20 protein-coding genes and 1 pseudogene are annotated in these 21,105 nt (G+C 73.7%); 9 read left to right on the forward strand and 12 right to left on the reverse strand.

Annotated elements, in window-relative coordinates:
* The first annotated feature begins 1 nt into the window (after position 1).
* The 6 genes from ACWCV3_RS22695 to hypA are packed head-to-tail and all read left to right on the forward strand — an operon-like array spanning position 2 to position 3,744.
* Positions 2–1,795 (forward strand): nickel-dependent hydrogenase large subunit, encoded by a 1,794-nt coding sequence (locus ACWCV3_RS22695; RefSeq protein WP_451227071.1) that lies wholly within the window; start codon positions 2–4, stop codon positions 1,793–1,795.
* A complete protein-coding gene (locus ACWCV3_RS22700) occupies positions 1,788–2,360 on the forward strand; it encodes a NifU family protein (RefSeq protein ID WP_451227073.1) in 573 nt (190 codons plus the stop codon). Before ACWCV3_RS22695 ends, ACWCV3_RS22700 begins: the two co-directional genes overlap by 8 nt.
* On the forward strand, positions 2,357–2,941 hold the full coding sequence (locus tag ACWCV3_RS22705) for a DUF5947 family protein (protein ID WP_451227076.1): 585 nt from the start codon (positions 2,357–2,359) through the stop codon (positions 2,939–2,941). Before ACWCV3_RS22700 ends, ACWCV3_RS22705 begins: the two co-directional genes overlap by 4 nt.
* Positions 2,942–2,961: 20 nt before the next feature.
* Positions 2,962–3,168 (forward strand): hypothetical protein, encoded by a 207-nt coding sequence (locus ACWCV3_RS22710; protein WP_451227079.1) that lies wholly within the window; start codon positions 2,962–2,964, stop codon positions 3,166–3,168.
* Between the two features lie 20 nt (positions 3,169–3,188).
* Positions 3,189–3,389 (forward strand): hypothetical protein, encoded by a 201-nt coding sequence (locus tag ACWCV3_RS22715; protein WP_451227082.1) that lies wholly within the window; start codon positions 3,189–3,191, stop codon positions 3,387–3,389.
* A 7-nt stretch (positions 3,390–3,396) separates the two neighbouring features.
* Complete coding sequence (gene hypA / locus ACWCV3_RS22720; protein WP_451227085.1) at positions 3,397–3,744, forward strand: hydrogenase maturation nickel metallochaperone HypA; 348 nt, start codon at positions 3,397–3,399, stop codon at positions 3,742–3,744.
* A gap of 55 nt (positions 3,745–3,799) precedes the next feature.
* Here hypA and hypE read toward each other — a convergent pair whose 3' ends face one another.
* The 7 genes and pseudogenes from hypE to ACWCV3_RS22755 form a co-directional block, all read right to left on the reverse strand.
* Positions 3,800–4,873, reverse strand: coding sequence for a hydrogenase expression/formation protein HypE (gene hypE, locus ACWCV3_RS22725; RefSeq protein ID WP_451227088.1), 1,074 nt, complete (start codon positions 4,871–4,873; stop codon positions 3,800–3,802).
* Positions 4,866–6,011: a hydrogenase formation protein HypD gene (gene hypD, locus ACWCV3_RS22730; RefSeq protein WP_451227091.1), complete on the reverse strand. Its 1,146-nt coding sequence runs from the start codon at positions 6,009–6,011 to the stop codon at positions 4,866–4,868. The genes hypE and hypD overlap by 8 nt, the downstream gene beginning before the upstream one ends.
* A complete protein-coding gene (locus ACWCV3_RS22735) occupies positions 6,008–6,298 on the reverse strand; it encodes a HypC/HybG/HupF family hydrogenase formation chaperone (protein ID WP_451227094.1) in 291 nt (96 codons plus the stop codon). The genes hypD and ACWCV3_RS22735 overlap by 4 nt, the downstream gene beginning before the upstream one ends.
* A gap of 46 nt (positions 6,299–6,344) precedes the next feature.
* Positions 6,345–8,696 (reverse strand): carbamoyltransferase HypF, encoded by a 2,352-nt coding sequence (gene hypF / locus ACWCV3_RS22740; RefSeq protein ID WP_451227097.1) that lies wholly within the window; start codon positions 8,694–8,696, stop codon positions 6,345–6,347.
* Positions 8,693–9,436 carry a hydrogenase nickel incorporation protein HypB gene (gene hypB / locus ACWCV3_RS22745; protein WP_451227100.1) on the reverse strand — a complete coding sequence of 248 codons (744 nt, stop codon included), beginning with the start codon at positions 9,434–9,436 and terminating at the stop codon, positions 8,693–8,695. The genes hypF and hypB overlap by 4 nt, the downstream gene beginning before the upstream one ends.
* 59 nt (positions 9,437–9,495) lie before the next feature.
* Positions 9,496–10,083, reverse strand: a complete 588-nt coding sequence (locus ACWCV3_RS22750) for a hydrogenase maturation protease (RefSeq protein WP_451227103.1) — start codon at positions 10,081–10,083, stop codon at positions 9,496–9,498.
* Positions 10,080–11,788: pseudogene (locus tag ACWCV3_RS22755) on the reverse strand (hydrogenase maturation protein). The gene ACWCV3_RS22750 and the pseudogene ACWCV3_RS22755 overlap by 4 nt, the downstream one beginning before the upstream one ends.
* Before the next feature lie 275 nt (positions 11,789–12,063).
* Between ACWCV3_RS22755 and ACWCV3_RS22760 the strand changes: the two are divergent.
* Positions 12,064–13,263: an AI-2E family transporter gene (locus ACWCV3_RS22760; protein WP_451227225.1), complete on the forward strand. Its 1,200-nt coding sequence runs from the start codon at positions 12,064–12,066 to the stop codon at positions 13,261–13,263.
* Here the strand turns inward: ACWCV3_RS22760 and ACWCV3_RS22765 are convergent.
* On the reverse strand, positions 13,240–13,878 hold the full coding sequence (locus ACWCV3_RS22765) for a hypothetical protein (RefSeq protein WP_451227105.1): 639 nt from the start codon (positions 13,876–13,878) through the stop codon (positions 13,240–13,242). The two genes, ACWCV3_RS22760 and ACWCV3_RS22765, sit on opposite strands and share 24 nt — an antisense overlap.
* 168 nt (positions 13,879–14,046) lie before the next feature.
* On the opposite strand from ACWCV3_RS22765, the gene ACWCV3_RS22770 reads away from it, so the two are divergent.
* Positions 14,047–14,403, forward strand: a complete 357-nt coding sequence (locus tag ACWCV3_RS22770) for a hypothetical protein (protein WP_451227108.1) — start codon at positions 14,047–14,049, stop codon at positions 14,401–14,403.
* A gap of 57 nt (positions 14,404–14,460) precedes the next feature.
* Here the strand turns inward: ACWCV3_RS22770 and ACWCV3_RS22775 are convergent, their stop codons facing one another.
* From ACWCV3_RS22775 to ACWCV3_RS22785, 3 genes are all read right to left on the reverse strand, one after another.
* Entirely contained in the window at positions 14,461–15,312 is an 852-nt protein-coding gene (locus ACWCV3_RS22775) for a lysozyme (protein WP_451227111.1), read from the reverse strand.
* Positions 15,313–15,428: 116 nt separating this feature from the next.
* Positions 15,429–17,282: a M1 family aminopeptidase gene (locus ACWCV3_RS22780; protein ID WP_451227113.1), complete on the reverse strand. Its 1,854-nt coding sequence runs from the start codon at positions 17,280–17,282 to the stop codon at positions 15,429–15,431.
* Between the two features lie 214 nt (positions 17,283–17,496).
* Positions 17,497–18,153 carry a maltokinase N-terminal cap-like domain-containing protein gene (locus tag ACWCV3_RS22785; RefSeq protein WP_451227116.1) on the reverse strand — a complete coding sequence of 219 codons (657 nt, stop codon included), beginning with the start codon at positions 18,151–18,153 and terminating at the stop codon, positions 17,497–17,499.
* Positions 18,154–18,340: 187 nt separating this feature from the next.
* Here ACWCV3_RS22785 and ACWCV3_RS22790 point away from each other — a divergent pair, with 187 nt between their 5' ends.
* Positions 18,341–19,240, forward strand: coding sequence for an SGNH/GDSL hydrolase family protein (locus ACWCV3_RS22790; RefSeq protein WP_451227118.1), 900 nt, complete (start codon positions 18,341–18,343; stop codon positions 19,238–19,240).
* A 24-nt stretch (positions 19,241–19,264) separates the two neighbouring features.
* Here ACWCV3_RS22790 and pgm read toward each other — a convergent pair whose 3' ends face one another.
* Positions 19,265–20,905: a phosphoglucomutase (alpha-D-glucose-1,6-bisphosphate-dependent) gene (gene pgm, locus ACWCV3_RS22795; protein WP_451227121.1), complete on the reverse strand. Its 1,641-nt coding sequence runs from the start codon at positions 20,903–20,905 to the stop codon at positions 19,265–19,267.
* Positions 20,906–21,105 lie beyond the last annotated feature (200 nt).

Raw genomic sequence — 21,105 nt, forward strand, 5'->3', positions numbered from 1 at the left:
GATGACGACCACCCAATCCCGGCCCACGGGGCGCAAACCCGCACAGCTCGTGGACATGTCCTGGGACCCGATCACCAGGATCATCGGCAACCTGGGCATCTACACGAAGATCGACTTCGCCAACCGCGAGGTCGCCGAGTGCCACAGCACCTCGTCGCTGTTCCGCGGCTACTCGGTGTTCATGAAGGGCAAGGACCCGCGTGACGCCGGGTTCATCACCTCACGCATCTGCGGCATCTGCGGGGACAACCACACCACCTGCTCCAACTACGCCCAGCAGATGGCGTACGGGATCAAGCCGCCGCCGATGGCCGAGCACATCACCAACCTCGGCGAGGCGGCCGAGTACATGTTCGACCACACGATCTTCCAGGACAACCTGGTGTTCGTGGACTTCTGCGAGGCCATGGTCAAGGCGACCAACCCCACGCTGCTGGCCCGCGCCGAGCGCACCGACGCCCCGCGTGGCGAGATCCACGGCTTCCGGACCATCGCCGACATCATGAAGGCGTTCAACCCCTTCGAGGGCGAGGTCTACAAGGAGGCCCTCCGGGTCAGCCGGGTCACGCGGGAGATGTTCTGCCTGATGGAGGGGCGACACGTGCACCCTTCCACGCTGTATCCGGGCGGGGTCGGCACCATGCCGCAGCCGAGCGTCTTCACCGACTACCTCAGCCGGCTGATGCACGTCATCGACTTCGTCAAGAAGGCAGTGGCGATGAACGACGACGTCTTCGACTTCTTCTACGAGGCCCTGCCGGGATACGAGGAGGTCGGACGCCGTCGCATCCTGCTGGGCTGCTGGGGCGCCTGGCAGGACCCCGCCGTCGTGGACTACCGCTACGCCTCGATGAACGAGTGGGGCAAGGCGATGTACGTGACGCCGGGCGTCATCGTCGACGGCGAGCTGGTCACCAACAACCTGATCGACATCAACCTCAACATGAGGATCATGCTGGGGAGTTCGTACTACGACGACTGGGTCAACGAGCAGCCGTTCGTCACCCACGACCCGCTGGGCAACCCGGTCGACATGCGGCACCCGTGGAACCAGACGACCGTCCCGGTGCCGCAGAAGCGCGAGTTCGACGGGAACTACAGCTGGGTGATGAGCCCGCGCTGGTACCACCAGGAGTCGGACAAGCACCTCGCCCTGGACACCGGCGGCGGCCCCCTCGCCCGCCTCTGGTCGACGGCGCTGAGCGGCCTGGTCGACACCCGGTACGTCAAGGCGGCGAACGGCAAGGTGCGCATCCAGCTCCCCAAGGGCGAGTCGCTCCCGGAGACCACACTGGAGTGGTCCATCCCGAAGTGGAGCAACACCCTCGAACGCGACCGCGCGCGGCCCTACTTCGTGGCGTACGCGGCCGCGATGGCCCTGCAGTTCCTGGAGGAGTCCATGGAACTCCTGCGGTCGGGCGAGACCAAGGTGTTCCAGGACTTCGAGGTCCCGGACGAGGCGATCGGCTGCGGCTTCCACGAGGCCGTGCGCGGGGTCCTCTCGCACCACCTGGTGATCAAGGACAAGAAGATCGCCAACTACCACCCGTACCCGCCGACCCCGTGGAACGCGAGCCCCCGCGACATCTACGGCACGCCCGGCCCGTACGAGGACGCCGTCCAGGGCCAGCCCGTCTTCGAGGAGAACGGCCCGGACGACTTCAAGGGCGTCGACATCATGCGCACCGTGCGCAGCTTCGACCCCTGCCTGCCCTGCGGTGTCCACATGTACATGGGCAAGGGCAGGACACTGGACGTGGTGCACTCCCCCACCTACGGCGCCGGCCATGGCTGACGGCGCACGGCTCGCCGACCCCGCGGTCGAGGCCCGGCTCGCCCGGCTGGACGAGCTGCTGGAGCGGCTGGAGTCCGGCAGCGACCAGCAGTCCGCCGAGGCCCTGGAGTCGGTGGGCCTGCTGACCGAGGTGTACGGGGAGGCGCTGGCCCGGATGCTCGACGGCGCCGACGCCGCCCTGCTGGACCGGGCGGCCGGCGACGAACTGCTCGCGCATCTGCTCGTGCTGCACTCACTGCACCCCGAGCCGCCCGAACGGCGGGCCGAGCGTGCGGTGGAGCGGCTGCGGCCGGCGGTGCGCGAGCGCGGCGGGGACCTTCAGTGGCTGGGCGTCGAGGGCGAGGTGGCCCGGGTGCGGGTCGACTCCGGCGGCGGTGGCTGCGGGTCGGGATGCGGCAAAGGCGGCGGCGACGTCACCGAGGTGGTGCGGGCGACCGTACTGGCCGCGGCCCCGGAGCTGCGGGCGGTGGAGGCGGTCACGGCCGAGCGGGCCGGGCCGCCCGCGTTCGTGCCGCTCGCCACGCTGACCACGCGCCGGGCGGAGCGGCCGCAGGGGACACGGTGAGCGGGGCCCTGGCCCGGCTGATCCGCTCCGGGGCTGCCGGGGCCGGGCGGCCCGAGACGTGCGAGCTGTGTGCCGCGCCGGTGGCCGAGGAGCATCCGCACCTGTTCGAGACGGCGGCCGACGAGGTCCGCTGTGTCTGCCGTCCCTGCTCGGTGCTCTTCGCCGAGCAGGGGTCGGGCGGCGGCCGGTACCGGCTGGTGCCCCGGCGGCGCATGCGGCTGGCGCCGGTCGACACGGCGGCGCTGGGGGTACCGGTGGGGCTGGTGTTCTTCGTGCCGCGCGCCGACGGCACGGTGACCGCGCAGGGGCCGAGCCCGGCCGGTGCCATGCGGTGGGAGGTGGACTCCGGTGCCTGGCGGGGACTGGCCGCCGCGTGTCCTCCGCTCGCCTCCGTGGTACCCGACGTGGAGGCGCTGCTGGTCAACACGGTGCGCGGCCGGGAGGAGCACTGGATCGTGCCCGTCGACGACTGCTTCCGGATGGTGGCCCTGGTCCGCGCGGAGTGGCAGGGGCTGTCCGGCGGCGGCCGGGTGTGGCCGGCCGTCGAACGGTTCTTCGCGGAGCTCACCGAGCGTTCGTGAAGCCCAGAGAGGAGACGATCATGGGCAGGATCAGAGTGGGCCGTCCCCAGGTGAAGCCGGACACGCCGACACACGTGCCGGGCCTCCACGAGGGCAATCAGGGCCCCTGTCAGGCGCAGGCCGGCCATCACGCCGACGGCACCGCGGATTCGCGCCGCTCCACGGGTGTCCGCACCAAGCGGCACGACGCCGTTCTCGACGTCATGCCGAACATTCCACCGGGATGAGAGGGCAGGAAGTGAGCGCCATGAAGATCCGGAAAGCCGCGCGAGCCGTCGAGGAGACGGAGCGGACCCTGTGGACGGGGCGGCGGGTGCTCGCCGCCCAGGCCGCCGTGCTCGCCGGTCTGACGCTGCTGCTGCTCGTGAAGGAGGTCCCCGGCATGCTCCGGGAGATCAAGATCTACCGGATGACCGGCGGCCGCCGCGCGCTCCGCCGGTACCCGTGAGGCACCGGTGCACGAGCTGTCGATCGCGACCGCGATCGTGGAGCGGGCCGGGGAGATCGCCCGCGCGGACGGCGCCGGGGACGTCTCGTCGGTGACCGTGCGCGTGGGTGAGCTGGCGGGTGTGGTGCCGGACGCGCTGCACTTCGCCTTCGAGGTGGCCCGGGACGGCACCCCGCTCGCCTCGGCCCGGCTGGTGGTGGAACAGGTGACGGCGGTGGCCTGGTGCGGCGGATGCGCCGAGGAGTTCGCGGTGGGCATGCCCCCGTTCTTCTGGTGCCCGGCCTGTGACCGGCCGTCGCAGGATCTGCGCAGCGGAAGGGAGTTGGAGATCACCGCCGTGGAGGCGGTGCCCTGATTCCCGCACGCGCGCACCGGCCCCGTCCCTTCGCGGGCGGGGCCGGTTCGTGTGCTCAGCAGATGCGCGGAAGCTGCTCCCCGAGCGGCAGGTCGAGCACGCGGGTGCCGCCGAGGCCGGTGGCGACCGTGACCATGCCGGGGTGTTCGGCGACGCACTCCCCGATCAGCGCGGCCCCGGTGCCCTGCGGGTGGGCCCGCATGGCGGCGAGCACGGCGTCGGCGTGCTCGCGGGGGACGAAGGCGACGAGCCGGCCCTCGTTGGCGACGTACATCGGGTCCAGGCCGAGGAAGCCGCAGGCGCCCGCGACCTCGTCCGGCACCGGCACGGCCCGTTCGGTGATCCGGACTCCGGTGCCGGAGGCGCGGGCGATCTCGTTCAGGGAGGCGCCGAGACCGCCGCGGGTGGGGTCCCGCAGCACGTGCACGTCCTTGGTGACGGCGAGCATGCCGGCGACCAGACCGGCGAGCGGCGCGGTGTCGGAGGCGATCTCGACGCCGAACTCCAGCCCTTCCCGCACGCTCATCACCGCGATCCCGTGCAGCCCCACCGGCCCGCTGACGATGACGGCGTCGCCGGGTCGGGCGCGCTGGGGGCGGATGTCGACGCCGTCGGGGACGAGGCCGATCCCGGCGGTGGTGACGTAGACGCCGTCGCCGTGGCCGGACTCGACCACCTTGGTGTCGCCGGTGGCGACGGTGACGTCCGCGGCGCGGGCGGCGGCACCGAGGGCGCGGGCGATGCGGTCGACGACGTCCAGTTCGACGCCCTCCTCAAGTACGAACGCCGTGGACAGGTAGGCGGGCTCCGCGCCGCTCATCGCCAGGTCGTTCACCGTGCCGTTGACGGCGAGGTCGCCGAGGCAGCCACCGGGGAAGAACAGCGGGCGCACCACGTAGGAGTCCGTGGAGAACGCCAGTCGGGCGCCGCCGAGGCGGAGCACCGCCGAGTCGGCGAGCCCGGCGAGGGTGGGGTTGCCGTAGGCGGGCGCGAAGACCTGGTCGACCAGCTCGGCCGAGAGGGCACCGCCTCCGCCGTGTCCCATCACGACCACGCCCTGGTCGCGCAGGGGGACGGGGCAGGTCCAGTCGGCGGGGTCGGCCGCGGGGGCCTCGGTGAGGTCAGCCAACGGGGTTCATCTCCTTGCCCGGGATGCGCGGTCCGCGCGGCGCGGGACCGTCTTCCATGCGGCGGTACAGGTGGTAGGCGGCGCAGGCTCCCTCGCTGGAGACCATGGTGGCGCCGAGCGGGGTGCGCGGGGTGCAGGTGGTGCCGAACGCCTCGCACTCGGTGGGCCTGATCAGCCCCTGGAGCACCTCTCCGGCCCGGCACACGGCGGGTTCCTCGGTGCGGATGCCGGTGACGTCGAAGCGGTGCTCGGCGTCGTGGGCGCGGTACGCCTCCGCCAGGCGCCAGCCGCTGGACGGGATGAGGCCGATACCCCGCCAGTTGCGGTCGGTCACCTCGAAGACGTCCTCGATCATGCGCAGCGCGGCGGGGTTGCCCTGTTCGCGCACGGCACGGGGGTAGGCGTTCTCCACCCGGTGCTCCCCGCGCTCCAGCTGGTGCACGGCGCGGCGGATGCCCTCCAGGATGTCCAGCGGCTCGAACCCGGTGACGACCATCGGCACCCGGAACCGCTCGGCCAGATCGGGGTACTCGCCGGTGCCCATCACGCTGCACACGTGCCCGGCGGCGAGGAAGCCCTGCACCCGGCACTCCGGGGCGGTCATGATCGCCTCGATGGCCGGGGGGACCCGGACGTGGGAGACCAGCAGGCTGAAGTTGTCCAGGCCGAGTCTGCGGGCCTGGTGAACCGCCATGGCGTTGGCGGGTGCGGTGGTCTCGAAACCGATGGCGAAGAACACCACCTGCCTGTCGGGGTTCCTCCGCGCCAGTTCGAGTGCGTCGAGCGGGGAGTACACCACGCGTACGTCGCCGCCCTCGCCCTTGACCCGGAACAGGTCGCGGTCGCTGCCGGGCACCCGGAGCATGTCGCCGAAGGAGCAGAAGATCACGTCGGGGCGGGCGGCCACGGCGAGGGCCTTGTCGATGACGTCGAGCGGGGTGACGCACACCGGACAGCCGGGCCCGTGGATCAGCTCGACCTCGTCGGGCAGGAGTTGGTCGATGCCGTGCCGGATGATGGAGTGGGTCTGGCCGCCGCACACCTCCATCAGGGCCCAGGGCCGGGTGACGGTGGCCCGGATCTCGTCCAGCAGACGGCGGGCCAGCGCGGGGTCGTTGAACTCGTCGATGTACTTCACCGGTTCTCAGCTCCGCTTCCCTGGCGCCCGGCCTGCTCCCAGGCGTCGCCGAACTCCTCCTCCAGCAGCCCGAGCTGCTCGAAGAGCTCCAGCGAGGCGCGGGCCGACTCCTCGTCGAGCCTCTGGAGGGCGAAGCCGACGTGCACGATGACGTACTCCCCCACCCGAACATCGGGCAGGTACTCCAAGCACGCCTGCTTCCGCACGCCGCCGAAGTCGACGAGCCCGGTGAGCGGGTCGGCGCCTTCGTCGATGGCGACGACCTTGCCGGGCACTGCAAGACACATGGGTCACTCCGTCTCGTCTGGGGTGGGGCTGATGACCGGGGCCGGCTCAGCGGGGGCGGGCCGGCGGGGTCACGTGGGCCGCGACCATGAGCTGGCCGAGCGCGAGGCCGCCGTCGTTCGGCGGCACCCGGCCGTGCCGCAGCACGGTGAAGCCGTCGGCGGCGAGCCGGGCGGCGCTGTCCTCCTCCAGCAGGGCGTTGGCGAAGACCCCGCCGGTCAGGGCCACCGTGGTCAGGCCGGTGGCCTCGCGGGCCCGTCGGCACAGCCCGGCGACCGCCGCGGCGACGCCCCGGTGGAAGCGGGCGGCGAGGACGGGCGCGGGTACGCCCTGGCGCAGGTCGGCGAGGAGGGCGCGCAGCACGGGGGCGGGGTCGGCCCGTGGCCCGGGGGTGAACGCGAAGACGTACTCCCCGCGGTCGGCGTCCCGCGCCTGGAGCGCGAGGGCTTCCAGGGCGAGCGCGGCCTCGGCCTCGTGGCCCGCGCGGTGACAGGCGCCGGTGAGGGAGGACACGGCGTCGAAGAGGCGGCCCATGCTGCTGGTCGGCGCGCAGGCGATCCCGTGGGCCAGCTGGCCCTGAAGCACGGCGCGTTCGGTTTCGGTGCAGGCGGCCACGCTGGGCAGGTCGGGCGCCCAGTCGAGGCCGGCCGCCCACAGCCGGGCCAGGGCCTGCCGGCAGGGGTTGGCGACGCCCGCGTCGCCGCCGGGCAGCGGGGCGGGGGCGAGGTGGGCGAAGCGGCGGTACGCGGTGTAGTCGGCGAGCAGGATCTCCCCGCCCCAGACGGTGCCGTCGTCTCCGTATCCGGTGCCGTCGAAGGCGACGCCGATGACGGGGCTGGCGCCGTCCAGGCCGTGTTCGGCCATGGCGGCGGCGATGTGGGCGTGGTGGTGCTGGACCAGCATCGGAGCGGGCAGTCCGGTCTCGGCGGCACGCCTCCGGGCGTGGGCCGTCGACCGGTAGCCGGGGTGCCGGTCGGCGGCGATCAGGCGCGGGGTGACACCGGTCAGGGCGGAGAGGTGGGCCTCGGCGCGGCGGGCGGCGTCCAGGGCGGCGAGGTCGCCCATGTCCCCGATGTGCGGGCCGAACCACGCCTGGTCGTCCTCGCCGAGGCAGAGCGCGTTCTTCAAATCCCCGCCGGCCGCGAGCGCGGGCCGCACCGGCACCGGGAGGGTGAGGGGTCTCGGGGCGTATCCGCGTGAGCGGCGCAGGAGTTGAGGAGTGCCGTCGGCGCGGACGCGGAGCAGGGAGTCGTCGCAGGGGGCTGCGATGGCGCGGTCGTGGACGAGCCACGCGTCGGCCAGTCCGGCGAGCCGGATGAGTGCCTGTGCGTCGTCGGTGACGATGGGCTCCCCGGAGCGGTTGCCGCTCGTCATCACGAGGACACGGGGTCCGGGCGGGTCGCCGGGCAGACCGAACAGCAGGGTGTGCACCGGGGTGTAGGGCAGCAGGACGCCGAGGTGCGGGCTGCCGGGCGCGATCCCGTCGGCGAGGCGGAGGCCGTCGCCGGCGGTACGGGCGCGCAGCAGGACGATGGGGCGTTCCGGGCCGGTGAGGGCGGCCCGCTCGGCGCCGGTGACGTGGGCCACGCCTTCCGCCGTGGCGAGGTCGGCGCACATCACGGCGAACGCCTTTCGGCCCCGTTCCTTCCGGGCGCGCAGGGTGGCGACGGCACGCGGGTCCGTGGCGTCGCAGGCGAGGTGATAGCCGCCGACACCCTTGACGGCGACGATCCGGCCCCGCGCGAGCAGGGCCCGTGCCCCGGCGAGCGCCTCGGCGCCGCGGGCCGGGCGCGTGAGGGCGCCGTCGGCCGGGACGAGGCTCAGACCGGGTCCGCAGTCGGGGCAGGCGACGGGCTGGGCGTGGAAGCGCCGGTCGAGCGGGTCGCCGTACTCGCGGGCGCAGGCGGGGCACATCGGGAAGCGGGCCATGGTGGTGGCCGCGCGGTCGTACGGCATCGCGGTGGCGATGGTGAAGCGGGGACCGCAGTGGGTGCAGGTGACGAAGGGATGCCGGTGGCGGCGGTTGGCGGGGTCGGCGAGTTCGCGCAGGCAGTCGGCGCAGGTGGCGGTGTCGGGCGGCAACTGGGTCCGGCCGGGGGTGTGCCGGGTGGCCCGGATGGTGAACGTCCCGTCCGTGCCGGTGGCGGGGAGGTCCTCGTGGCCGATGCCGGTGACCGAGGCGAGCGGAGGCGGGTGCTCGGCGAGCGCCGCGCAGAACCGCTCCACGTCGGGCAGCGGGCCCTCGACCTCGACGAGGACGCCGTCGGCGGTGTTGCCCACGAATCCGGCGAGGGCGTGCTCGGCGGCGAGCCGGTGCACATGGGGCCGGAAGCCGACCCCCTGCACCGTGCCCCGCACGGTGAGGCGGCGGCGCACCCGGCCCGTCGCGGGGGCCGTCATGCGAGGGGGGCCGCGGCCCGGTGGTGGTCGTGGCCGCCGTGGTCGTGGCCGTGCGGTCCCGGGGCCAGCGGCGGGCGGTGGGCGGGCGGCGCGTGCCGAACGGCGAGGGCGCGCTCCAGCAGCGCGTCGACGCCGTCGCCGCTCCGGGCACAGGTACGTACCGTCTCCACGCCGGGGTTGACCCGCTGGACGTTGGCGCGGAAGGCCGCCTCGTCGAATCCGGCGGGGGCGGCGAGGTCGGTCTTGGTGATGGCGACCAGGTGGGCGGAGCCGAAGGCCGTGGGGTACTTCAGCGGCTTGTCCTCGCCCTCGGTGACGGCCATCAGGGCGATCCGCAGGGTCTCGCCGAGGTCGTAGGAGGCCGGGCAGACGAGATTGCCGACGTTCTCCACGAACAGCACCTCGGTGTCGGCGGGGAGCCAGCCGTCGACGCGGTCGCGGACCTGGCCGGCCTCCAGGTGGCACAGCCCGTCGGTGAGCAGTTGCTGGACGGGGGCGCCGGAGCGGGCGAGGCGCTGGGCGTCGTTCTCGGTGGCGAGGTCGGCGGTGAGGGCGGCCACGGGGACACCGCGCTGGACGGCGCGGGCCAGGACGCGGCCGAGGAGCTCGGTCTTGCCGCTGCCCGGGCTGGACAGCAGGTTGACCACCGTGACGCCCCGTTCGGTGAGGTCCTCACGCAGGCGGGCGGCGAGATCGTCGTTCTTGGCCAGGACGGCCTGCTTGACGTCGGACCGGCACATGGGCACAGCTCCTCGGGAAGATCGTGGGCCCGGGCCGTGCCGGGCACGGCCCAGGGGTCTCACCGATCTTCGGGGCCGCCCGCCCTCCGGCCGGGCAGCGCAGCCGCGTGCGGGGGCCCGGATTCCACCGGGCGGCCCAACGGGGGCGGTGACGCGGCCGGGTCGTCCAGCAGGACGGGGACCAGGGTGTGCAGCGCGTCGACGGCCCGCTCCACGGCCTCGCGCACCGGGTCGCTGAGGCCGGGGGCGATGTCCTCGTCCGGGCCGGGCAGCACCGCGGGCTCGCAGGCGAGGACCAGGACGCGGGGCAGGGGTTCGTCGCCGAGGTGGGTGGCGAGGGCGAGCACCTTCTCGGGGTCCATGCCGTGCGCCTCCGGCACGACCGTGCCGTCCGGGGGGTCGGCCTCGACCAGGGAGAGAGTGCCGGGGCGCTGTCCCCGGGGCGCGGCGTCGATCAGTACGGCGGTGGCGCAGCCGCTCAGCAGGGCGTAGGCGAGGTCCATGCCCCGGATGCCGAAGTCCCGTACGTGCGCACCGGGCGGGAGGGGGCGCCTGCCGAGGGCGCGGATCACCTCGGGGCCGAAGGCGTCGTCGCCGAGGAAGATGTTGCCGACGCCTGCCACCAGCAGGGGCTCGGGGGCGGTCACCGGCCGTCTCCGGGGCACAGGGGCCGGGTGGTGGCGGCGGGGACCTTGCGGACGAAGGCCGAGCGCAGGGCGTGGTAGGGCGCGGCGGGGTCGGAGAAGACGGCGTGCATCCGGGCGAGTTCGTCGCGCCGGTGGTCGGCGAGGGGGCGTACGGCCTCGTCGGCGTGGCGGGCGGCGGCCTTCGCTGCGATCCGGTCGGCGAGGCCGGGGGCGGCGGCGACTTCGGCCGCCATGGTCTGGACGGTGCCCGCGAACTCGCCGGGCGCGGCGGGGACGAGACGGTCCACCAGCCCGAGCCGCGCTCCTCGGGCGGCGCTCACCGGCAGGGCCTCGGTGGTGAGGCGGCGCGCGGTCCCGGGGCCGGTGCGGCGGGGCAGGGTGTAGGTCCAGAACTCGGAGCCGTACAGGCCCATGCGCCGGTAGTGCGGGTTGAGGACGGCCCCGGTGCGGCACCACACCTCGTCGGCGGCGAGGGCGAGCATGGCGCCTCCGGCTGCCGCGTTGCCCGCGAGCGCGGCGATCACCAGCCGGTCGGTGGTGCGCAGGACGGCCTCCACCACGTCGTCCATGGCGTTGAGGTTGCGCCAGGACTCCTCGCCGGGGTCGGGGGCGCCCTCGATGACGTTGAGGTGGATGCCGTTGGAGAAGAAGTCGCGGGCGCCACCGAGGACGAGCACCGAGGTCGGGCGGGTGAGGGCGTACCGGTAGGCGGCGAGGAGTCTGCGGCACTGCTCGGTGCTCATCGCGCCGCCCGGGAAGGAGAAGCGCAAGAAGCCGGTGCCGCCCTGCTCGTGGTAGCGGACGTCGCAGAAGGTGCGCCGTTCGGCGGGTAGGTCGAGCGGGGCCGGGATCTCGGGCAGGGCGGGGTGTGCGGGGCGGTCCAGGAGGCGAGGACGGTGGCGGCGGGGCGCCTGAAGGGCGCCGGGTCGCCGGAGTTCCTGCGGGGGCGCAGCTCGGGAATCCAGACGGCGCCGTCGCGGGTGGCGCGGCAGACGGCTCCGCCGCGGGTGGCGAGGAGGTCGCCGGGACGGCCGCGGAGCCGGTCCTCGAGGTGGCCTCCGTGCAGGAAGACCTCGCGGCCGTGGAGTTCGTCCAGCACGCCCGGCTGGGAGTCGGCGCCGCGCAGCCGGCGCAGCACGGTGCGGGTGTCGTCGCGCTCCCAGTCGATACGGCGCCGGTCCTGGCGGAAGGGATCGCGCCAGACGACCTCGGGCCAGTCGCCGGTCTGCGGGCGGGGTTTGTGCTCGCCGCCGGCGAACCGGCGCACGGCCCGGTGCAGGGCGGTCATGGCGGCGTCGGCGGCCTCGTTGCGGTACAGGTCGCTCTTCCCGGTCTCCGGTACGGCGAAGGGCTCGTCGGCCCAGACGGCGCCCGCGTCCATGCCCGCCTCGGCCTGGAGGACGGTGACGCCCCACTGGCCGGCCTCGCCCTCCACGGCCCAGTCCAGTGAGGAGGGGCCCCGGTCCCCCGGCGGTCCCGGGTGCACGATCAGGCAGGTGTGCTCCCGCCACACGTCCTCGGGGATCGCGGTCTTCAGCATGGGCGCGACGATCAGCTCAGGGCGTGTCTCGCGCACGGCGGCACGGACGGGGTCGGGGCCGTGCGTGGCGAGCACGACGTCCACCCGGTGTCCGGCGTCCGAGAGTTCGGCGTAGGCGCGCTGGGTGAGGCTGTTGAACGCGCTGGCGACCAGCAAAATGTCCATGAGGCCGTATATTCGTCTATTTTATGGACGGCATGTAGGACCATCGGACCGTTTCCTCGCTCGCTCCCGGCCGCTTGCTCCCGTACCAGGGCATTCCGGCCCGTTCGGGGCAAGCACGTGTTCGGTCGCCGGTCCGGGATTCGGATGCGGGGCGGGCCGGGCCGCGGCACGCCGGTCCAGGGCGTACGGCCCGGGTAGCCCACGCGGCCCAGTGAGTGTCTCCCGGTGTCCGGTTTGCCCGTAGCGTCGGAGGTGACCGGCGGTCAGCTCGGCGGCTGCGGAGGCGAGGCGGGCTCGTGGTGGGTGGTGACGGGCGGCGGACGGGGCGCGGGCGTTCCCGTGCGGGCGCGCGGGGCGCGGTACCGGGCAGCCGTGCGGCGCACTCCGTGCGGCTGCCCCCGGCGACCCGGCCGGTCCCGCGTCCCCCGACGGCGGAGCGGACGGTGGGGTGGCTGCGGATCGCGGCGGCCTACTCGTGGCGGCTCATCGTGGTCGGGATCGTCGTCTGGGGCCTCTTCGGTGTGCTGGGCCGCTTCCAGCTCATCGCCGTCTCGCTGTTCCTGGCGCTGGTCGTCACCTCGGTGCTGCGGCCGCTCGCCGATGCGCTCGACCGGTTCATGCCCAGGCCGCTGGGCGTGGCCGTCGCGCTGATCGGCAGCGTTCTGCTGGTGCTGGGCCTGCTGGCGCTGGTGGGCAACGCGGTGGCGGGCGAGTCGGCGCGGCTGAGCGGGGAGTTCCGGGGCGGGGTGCACCGGATCGAGGAGTGGCTGCGGCAGCCGCCGCTCCGGCTGAGTCAGGGGCGGCTGGCCGCGTTCCAGCAGGAGGTGACGGACTATCTCTCCCGGCACCGGGCCGATTTGTTCAGCAGCGCGGTGTCCGGACTCGGCCGCCTGGTGGAGGTGATCACGGGCGGGGCGCTGGCGTTGTTCGCCTCGGTGTTCTTCATCCACTCCGGGGAGAAGCTGTGGAGCTGGGTGAGCCTCCGCCTGCTGCCGCGCGGGGCCCGGCCGGTGTGGGAGCGCGCGGGCAGGGCGGCCTGGAGGACCTTCGCCGGGTACACCCGGGGCATCATCATCATCGCCGCGACCAACGCGGTCCTGGTCGGCATCGTGCTGTTCGTCCTGCGGGTGCCGCTGGCGCTGCCGCTGACCCTGCTGGAGTTCTTCGCCGCGTTCGTCCCGCTCGTGGGCTCTCCGGTGGCGCTCGGAGTGGCCACGGTCGTGGCCCTGGCCGGCCGCGGCCCGCTGACGGCCGCCGCGGTGCTGGTGCTCGTCGTGGTCATCGGCCAGTTGGAGGGGCACGTACTGCATCCGCTGGTGATGAGCTGGGCGGTACGGCTGCATCCGCTGGTCGTCGCGGTGTCCGTGATCGCGGGCAGCATCGTGGCCGGGGTGATCGGCGCGGTGGTGGCGGTGCCGTTCGTCTCGGTGCTCTGGTCGGTCCTGGGGGCGCTACGGGCGCCTCCGCCGGCCTGACGCGGACGAGAGGTCCTGGCTCGCGCCGCTGCCCAGGGTGACGCTGGCCTCCACGGCGTGCAGGTCCGCCAGAACGCGGCTGTCGCCGGCGTCGGAGGCGAGGGCGAGGAGGAAGGCCGGGTGGGCACCGGCGGCCACGGTCAGTTCCACGCGGGCGGTGCGACCGTCGTGCGGGACGTCCAGGGCGACGGTGTGGGCGGGATGGCCGCCCAGCTCGGTGCGGTGGGACTCGGTGAGGGTGGGGGCCGCGTCGGGGAAGAAGAAGGCGGCGTTGGAGCGGGCGGCGCCCTCGGCGGTCCGGCGCAGTTCGGTGCTCGGTACGGGCCGCCCGGCGGCCCCGGTCAGCACCGCGGCGTCGCCGGCCGGGGCGGCGTCGGACGTGCGGCTGATCCGGGAGGAGAACGCGCCGAGCAGCTCCCGGTCCGCCGCCGGGTCGTGGCGCCACCCCTCCGGCACGGTGTAGGAGACCCCCGCGCGGATGTCGGTCACCCGCGGCCGGTCGCCGTTCCGGCCGGACCAGGCGAGCGCGGCCCCTGCGCACGCGACGGTCACGCCGAGCGCGGCCAGCCCCGCCCACAGCCGCGGTGCCGGAGTCTTCGGTGATGGCGTCGTCATGCCCTCAGCCTGCCCGAACGGGCGGAAGTACGCCTGGGTGCGGGTATCCGGACGCCGCCGTGCTGAGTAGCGGCTCCGTCAGGGATGAGTACCCGGGCTCACGTGTCCGGCACCGGGCGGCCCGTAGCGTCGGGGGTGCCGGAGCGGCGGGAACCGAGGGGTGGGGTCATGGGCGGGTACGCAGCAGTCGTCGGGGCACGGCAGCGGGGACCGTGGCCGGCGGCCTACCTGGTGGTCGTCGGTGTGCTGGCCGCGGGCGGCGCCCTGCTGAACCTGATGCTGTGCTACGCCGCCGTCTTCGCCACCGACGACTGCGGCATCACCCGCCCGGAGCCGCTGCGCTGCACGGGTGGCGGTCTCCTGCTGATGTGGGGGCTGCCGTGGGTGGGCCTGGTGTGCGCGGCGGGCGCGGCGCTCGCGGTCGCCGCCCGGCGGCGCGGTCTCTGGCCGTGGTGCGGAATCCCGCTGGGGGCGCTGGTGTACGCGGGCGGGCTGGCACTGCTCTGGCAGGTGGTCGTCGCATGACGGTGCGCGGGCCGGCCCGGGGGCCGGTTCCCGCGCACGGGGTGGGCTGCCGGGGCGTCAGCCGTTGGCGAGGGCACGCACCCTGGAGAGGGAGCCGTTGAACTTGTCGTGGTCGCCGACCGTCTTGCCGGAGGAGGTGTACTGCCACATGGTGTGCGTGGACCAGCCGGCCGGCAGGGTGCCGGGGGTGGAGGCGTAGCGGGCGATCCACAGCGGGTGGGAGGAGGCGAAGCCGGCGTAGTTCCCGGTGCAGTCCTTCCACCAGTTGGTGGCCGTGTAGATGACCGCCGAGCGGCCGGTACGGGCCTTGTAGCGGTTGAGGAAGTCCTTGATCCAGCTCACCATCGCACTCTTGGACTTGCCGTAGCAGGACGCCCCGTAGGGGTTCCACTCGATGTCCAGGACACCGGGCAGCGTCCTGCCGTCCTTGGACCAGCCGCCGCCGTGGTCGACGAAGTAGTCGGCCTGGGCCTTGCCGCCGGTGGTGTCGGGGGTGGCGAAATGGTAGGAGCCCCGGATCATTCCGACGCCGTAGGGGCCGTCGTACTGCTGGCCGAAGCTGGGGTTCTTGTAGTACGTGCCCTCGGTCGCCTTGGTGTAGGCCCATCTGGTGCCCGCACTCCACAGCGTGGACCAGGCGACGTCGCCCTGGTGGCTGGAGACGTCCACGCCCTCGGTCTGGGTCACCCGGTAGCCGGCCGACCGGTCACCGGCGAGAGGCGCACCCCCGTCGTGGGCGCGCACGCCCACGCCCATGTAGGCGCTGCCGCGCGGGGCGGTCGGCCCGCCGGAATGGGGCACGGCGGCGGGGGGCGACAGGAACAGGAGGAGGCCGGTCAGGACGCCGGTGAGACCAAGACGTGAGCTGCGGCCGCTGGGGAGGAGTATGTCGCTTCGCACGTCCTCCATCTGACCCGCCATCGGGCCGTCCCGCACGCGGGGTACCGCCGGGCGATGGTGCCGCCTGGGCCATGTGGGTGGCCCGGCCGGGGAGCGCCCCGGCCGGGCCGGACAAGCCGGACGGGTCAGCCGTCGATGCGGTGCTGGGTCCAGAAGGAGGTGAGGTCGGTGCTGGTGGCGGCCTGGGCGGCGGCCTTGAACTCGGCGGTGGTGGAGACGCCGTACCAGTGGGCGGCGGCGTAGTCCTTCAGCAGCTTCGCCATCGCGGTGTCACCGAGGACGCGGCGCAGGTCGTGCAGGGCGCACTTGCCGTAGCCGTAGACGACGGTGGAGTAGCGGGAGGAGTGCGCGTCCCAGTAGGCCATCGAGTTGGTGATCTTCTCGGCGCTGGAGGCCCAGGAGACGCTGCTCCAGCAGCCCGAGCCGGTCTTGCCCTGCGCGAGATCGGTGGCGTAGTCGGTGAACGACTCGTCCAGCCAGGGGGTGTTGTACTCGTCGTCGCCGACGATGCCGTACCACCACTGGTGGGCGATCTCGTGGGTGAGGGCGTTGGTGCTGACCAGGTCGAGGACGAAGCCGGGGTACTCCATGCCGCCGAACCAGAAGTTGTTGTCGATGACCGCGTCCAGCTCGCCGTAGGGGTACGCCCCGAAGCGGCCCGCGTGGGCGTCGACGGCGCTCTTGGCGGTGCTGAGCATCGACTGCGCGCTGGTGGAGCTGATGCCGGATACGGAGTAGACGTTGACCGGGACCCCGCCGGGTGAGGTGCCGGAGACCTTGCTGAAGGGCCCGGCGGCCCAGGCGAAGTCACGGACCTTCGAGGCGGTGGCGGTGGTGACCGTACGGCCGCTGCTGCCGGGGGTGTCGGTGGAGGTGCCGGTGGCCGGCACCAGCAGGCCGCTGGGGTGGTCGAGAGTGACCTTGAAGTCGGCGGCCAGCGAGTAGAAGGACTCGCCGTTGTTGGTGTACGGGTCCAGATGCCAGCCCGCGCCGTCGCGGACCGCGAGGACGGGCAGCGCGTTGCCGATGAAGCTGAAGGCGCCGTCGTGGCCGAACCGGTCGGCTCCGTCGGGCACGGTGATGCCGAGGTCGAAGCCGATGGTGGTGCTCTGGCCCTGGGCGAGCGGAGCCGGCAGCGTGATCTTCAGCGCGGTGCAGGCCACGGAGAGGTCACCCGCCGTGCCGCCGGTGACGTTGCTGACCTTGATGGGCGGCGCCGAGCACGTGCCGTGGTAGTTGTCCCACAGCCGGAGGTAGACCTCGCTGAGCGCGGTGGCGGAGGCGTTGGTGAAGGTGGCGCTCTGGTGGCCGCTCCAGACGGTGCCCGTGCTGTCGCTGCTGAGGCTGACGGTGTAGGCGGGCGCGGCCGGGGTGCGCACCGAGTCGGCCGGGGGCGGGGTGGTGCCGCCCGAGGTGTCGAGGGCGATGTCGTCCAGGACGAAGCTGGTCTGCAGGCTGGAGTCCTCGGTGCCGGTGAAGGCGAGGTTCACGGTCTGGCCCGCGTAGGAGGAGACGTCGATCGTCTTGCGTACGTAGCCGGAGGCCCGGTCGAGGTTGGAGTAGCCGGCGAGCGTGCTGGAGCCCGCCTTGACCGTGAGTTTGTCGTAGGCCGTGGACGAGGTGGTCTCGGCGGTGTCGACGTGGAGGTAGAAGCTGAGCGTGGCGGTCGTGCAGCCGCCCGGCACGGTGACGCTCTGGGTGAGGGTGTCGGTGCGGGTGCGGCCGGTGCCGTCGAGCCAGGCGTACGAGGTGCCGCCGTGGGCGCTCTGGCCGGTGCGGCTGGTGACGAGCCCGGAGGGGGACTCCGTCCAGGGTGAGGTGCCGTTCTCGAAACCGCCGTTGACGACCGACTGCGTCGGGGTGCACGCGGTGGCGGCGGAGGGTCCGGACTGGGCGGCGGTGGCGGGGAGGGAGAGGGCGATCAGGGCGGCGGCGGTGAACACGCCGGCGGCGAGCGCCCGGTGGGGGGTGGGTCTCACACGCTACTCCTTTGGCGGCGGCCGGGGTCCGGCCTGCTCGGTGGCCGGTGCCGGCGGGTTACGCCGGGACGGCCGTGGGGCGGGGCTGCGCGAGCACTGCGCCACGCCCGCTCGGGCGTGGCTGCCGAAAGAGTGACAGATTTGACCTGGCCATGCCAGATGGTGGGCCGGAGTACCGGTACCGCCCGGCGAGCGGCACCGGCCCGGAGCCCGGTCAGGCCGGGCGCAGCTCCATGAGGACCGCGCGCAGCCGGGTGCCGTCCGGGCCGGGCCAGCCGGTCGCCACATGGCCGACCGCTCCCTCGGGACGGCCGGGCGCCTCGGCCCCGGCGACCGGGCGCAGGACGCGGTGGACGTGCAGCACGGTGCCGCGGGGCGCGGGCAGCGCGGTGCCCCCCGCGTCGTCGGCGGGGACGGGGATGTGCGGGGCCGACGGGAGCGGTTCGCCGGTGTGGGAGCGGACGACCTCGTGGTCGGGGGTGTCGGTGACGCTCTGGGCCATGGCCTGGGCGGTGCCGCCGATCAGGGCGAGCAGTTCGGTGGTCAGCACCGGGTCGTGGCAGCCGTCGTGGACCCAGCGCTTGCCCAGGACGCCGTGTTCCGCGGTGCCGATCAGACCGTCCTCGGCACCGGCGAGCGGGGCGTCGCGGTAGGTGAGCGGGACCAGGTAGGCGGTGGCCTCGGGGGTGGAACGGTCGGTGACCACCATGAACTCGATGCCGACCTCGCCCGCCGGGTCGTCCAGCCGGAAGCCGCCGGTCCGCTCCAGCTCGGGCGTGCCGGAACCGCGGTACCAGGGGCGGCCGGGAAGCCAGGCGGTGAGAAGTCGGACCTTGGTCGGAGTGAGGGTGGTCCTGTGGATGACGGCCATCGGGCGGCGCCCCTCCTGCGTTCGGTGACGGAACCTCCGGAGTGTTCCACACCGGTTCCGTCGCTACTGTGACCTGCGGGGCGGCAGTTGACGTGGTCCGGCTTCTGGCCGTGGGGGGCGCGCCGGAGGTATACAAGGCCGGTCGAGGGCGCGGGGAGCGCCGGGCCGGAACCGAGGGGACGAACTCATGGCGCGTGGCGGAGAGACGGCGAGACGGCGTCGGCTGGCGGGACTCGGAGCGCTGCTCGGCGGCTGCGCACTGGTCGCCGGTTCCGTGGTCCCGGCGGCGGCACAGCCCCACGGCCGCGGCACCGAGTACGTGGCCCTCGGGGACTCGTACACCTCGGGCCCGCTCATCCCGGACCAGGTGGACGCCGGCTGCGCCCGCTCGAACAGCAACTACCCCTCGCTGGTGGCCGCGGCACGGCGGGTGGACGCCTTCGGGGACGTGAGCTGTTCGGGCGCGACGACCGCCGAGATGTGGCGGGCGCAGGGCGGCAACGGTCCGCAGCTGGACGCGCTGAGCCGGGGCACCGATCTGGTCACGGTGCAGATCGGTGGCAACGACGTCGGCTTCGGCTCGATCATCGCCACCTGCGCCCGCCTCGGCGCGGCCGACCCGACGGGCAACCCGTGCGAGCGCTCGTACCAAGCCGCCGGATACGACGAGTTGACGGCCGCCGCCGCTCGTACCGCGCCCAAGGTCGACCGGGTGCTGCGGGCCGTACGCGCGCGGGCGCCGCACGCCCGGGTGCTGCTGGTCGGCTACCCGGACCTGCTGCCCGACGACGGCTCCGGGTGCTTCCCCGCCGTGCCGTTCGCGCGCGGCGACTTCCCGTACCTGCGCGACACCGGGAAGCGGGTCAACCTGATGCTGCGCCTGGTCGCGGCCTGGAACCGGGTGGAGTACGTCGACACCTACGGGCCCACGGTCGGACACGACATGTGCGAGGCGCCCGGCGTGCGCTGGATCGAGCCGCTCCGGCCCGCGTCCCCCGCGGCGCCCGCGCACCCCAACGCACTGGGCGAGGCGGCGATGGCGCGCGCGGTGCTGGACAGGCTGGAGCGGGGGCACGGCCGGCGCTGACCGGCGGCGCCCCCTGGCGGAGCATCAGTCGCCGAGCGCCCCGAGGACGACGCCCTGGGCCTCCTCCTGCACCCGCGCGAGGTGGTCCGGGCCGAGGAACGACTCGGCGTACACCTTGTACACGTCCTCTGTGCCCGAGGGGCGGGCCGCGAACCAGGCGTTGGCGGTGGTGACCTTGATGCCGCCGATGGGCGCGCCGTTGCCGGGCGCCTCGGTGAGGACGGAGGTGACCTCCTCGCCTGCCAGGGTGTCGGCCGTGACCTGGGCCGGGGACAGCTTGGCGAGCAGCGCCTTCTGCTCGCGCGTCGCCGGGGCGTCGATGCGGGCGTATGCGGGCTCCCCGAAGCGCTCGGTGAGGCCGGCGTAGTGCTCGGAGGGAGTGCGGCCGGTGACGGCGGTGATCTCGGAGGCCAGCAGGGCGAGGAGGATGCCGTCCTTGTCCGTGGTCCACACCGAGCCGTCGCGGCGCAGGAAGGAGGCGCCCGCCGACTCCTCGCCGCCGAAGCCGAGGTCCCCGCTCAGCAGTCCGTCCACGAACCACTTGAAGCCGACCGGCACCTCGACGAGCCTGCGGCCCAGGTCGCCGGCGACCCGGTCGATCATCGTGGAGGAGACGAGGGTCTTGCCGATCCCGGTCGCCTCGGGCCACTGGTCGCGGTGGCGGTAGAGGTAGTCGATGGCGACGGCGAGGTAGTGGTTGGGGTTCATCAGCCCGCCGTCCGGGGTGACGATGCCGTGCCGGTCGGCGTCGGCGTCGTTGCCGGTGGAGATGCCGAACCGGTCGCGCTGCTCGATGAGCGAGGCCATCGCGTACGGGGAGGAGCAGTCCATCCGGATCCTGCCGTCCCAGTCCAGCGTCATGAAGCGCCAGGTGGGGTCGGCGTGCGGGTTCACCACGGTCAGGTCGATGCCGTGCTCGTCGGCGATCCGGCCCCAGTAGCCGACGGAGGCCCCGCCGAGCGGGTCGGCGCCGATGCGCAGCCCGGCGTCCCGCACCGCGGCCAGGTCCAGCACGCTCGGCAGGTCGCGGACGTAGGCGCCGAGGAAGTCGTACCGGCCGGTGGTGTCGGCGGCGAGCGCGCGGGCGCAGGGGATGCGGCGTACGTCCTTGCATCCGCCCGCGATGATCTGGTTGGCACGGTCCTGGATCCACGAGGTGGCGTCCGAGGGGGCCGGGCCGCCGCTCGGGGGGTTGTACTTGAAACCGCCGTCGGCGGGCGGGTTGTGCGAGGGGGTCACGACCACGCCGTCCGCGAGGCCGTCGGTGCGGCCGCGGTTGTGGGCGAGGATGGCGTGCGAGACGGCGGGGGTGGGGGTGTAGCCGTCCTCGCTGTCGATCAGGACGGTGACGCCGTTGGCCGCGAACACCTCCAGCGCGGTGACCTTGGCGGGCACGGACAGGGCGTGGGTGTCGGCGCCGAGGAACAGCGGGCCGTCGGTGCCCTGGGCGGCGCGGTACTCGCAGATCGCCTGGCTGGTGGCGGCGATGTGGTCCTCGTTGAAAGCGGCCGCCAGGGACGAGCCCCGGTGCCCCGAGGTGCCGAAGGCGACCCGCTGGGCGGGGTCGTCCAGGTCCGGGTGCAGGGCGTAGTACGCCGTGACCAGCCGGGCCACATCGACGAGGTCCTCGGGGCCGGCCGGACGGCCGGCTCGCTCGTGCGCCATGGGTCCGCTCCTCCGCATCAGTGTCTCTTCGAACGCTCGGAGCCATCTTGGCTCGTCAGAGGCCGTACCGGCGAATGGACCCACCCGGGCCGGCGCCCTCTTCCGCGCTCCGCTCCACCGGAGTCCGCGCGTCCGGGTTCATCTGCCCCACCGGGCGCGTGTGCAAGCATGGCCGGCACGCGAGGGACCGGAGCGGCAGG

This window comes from Streptomyces sp. NPDC001781 (genome assembly GCF_053596035.1).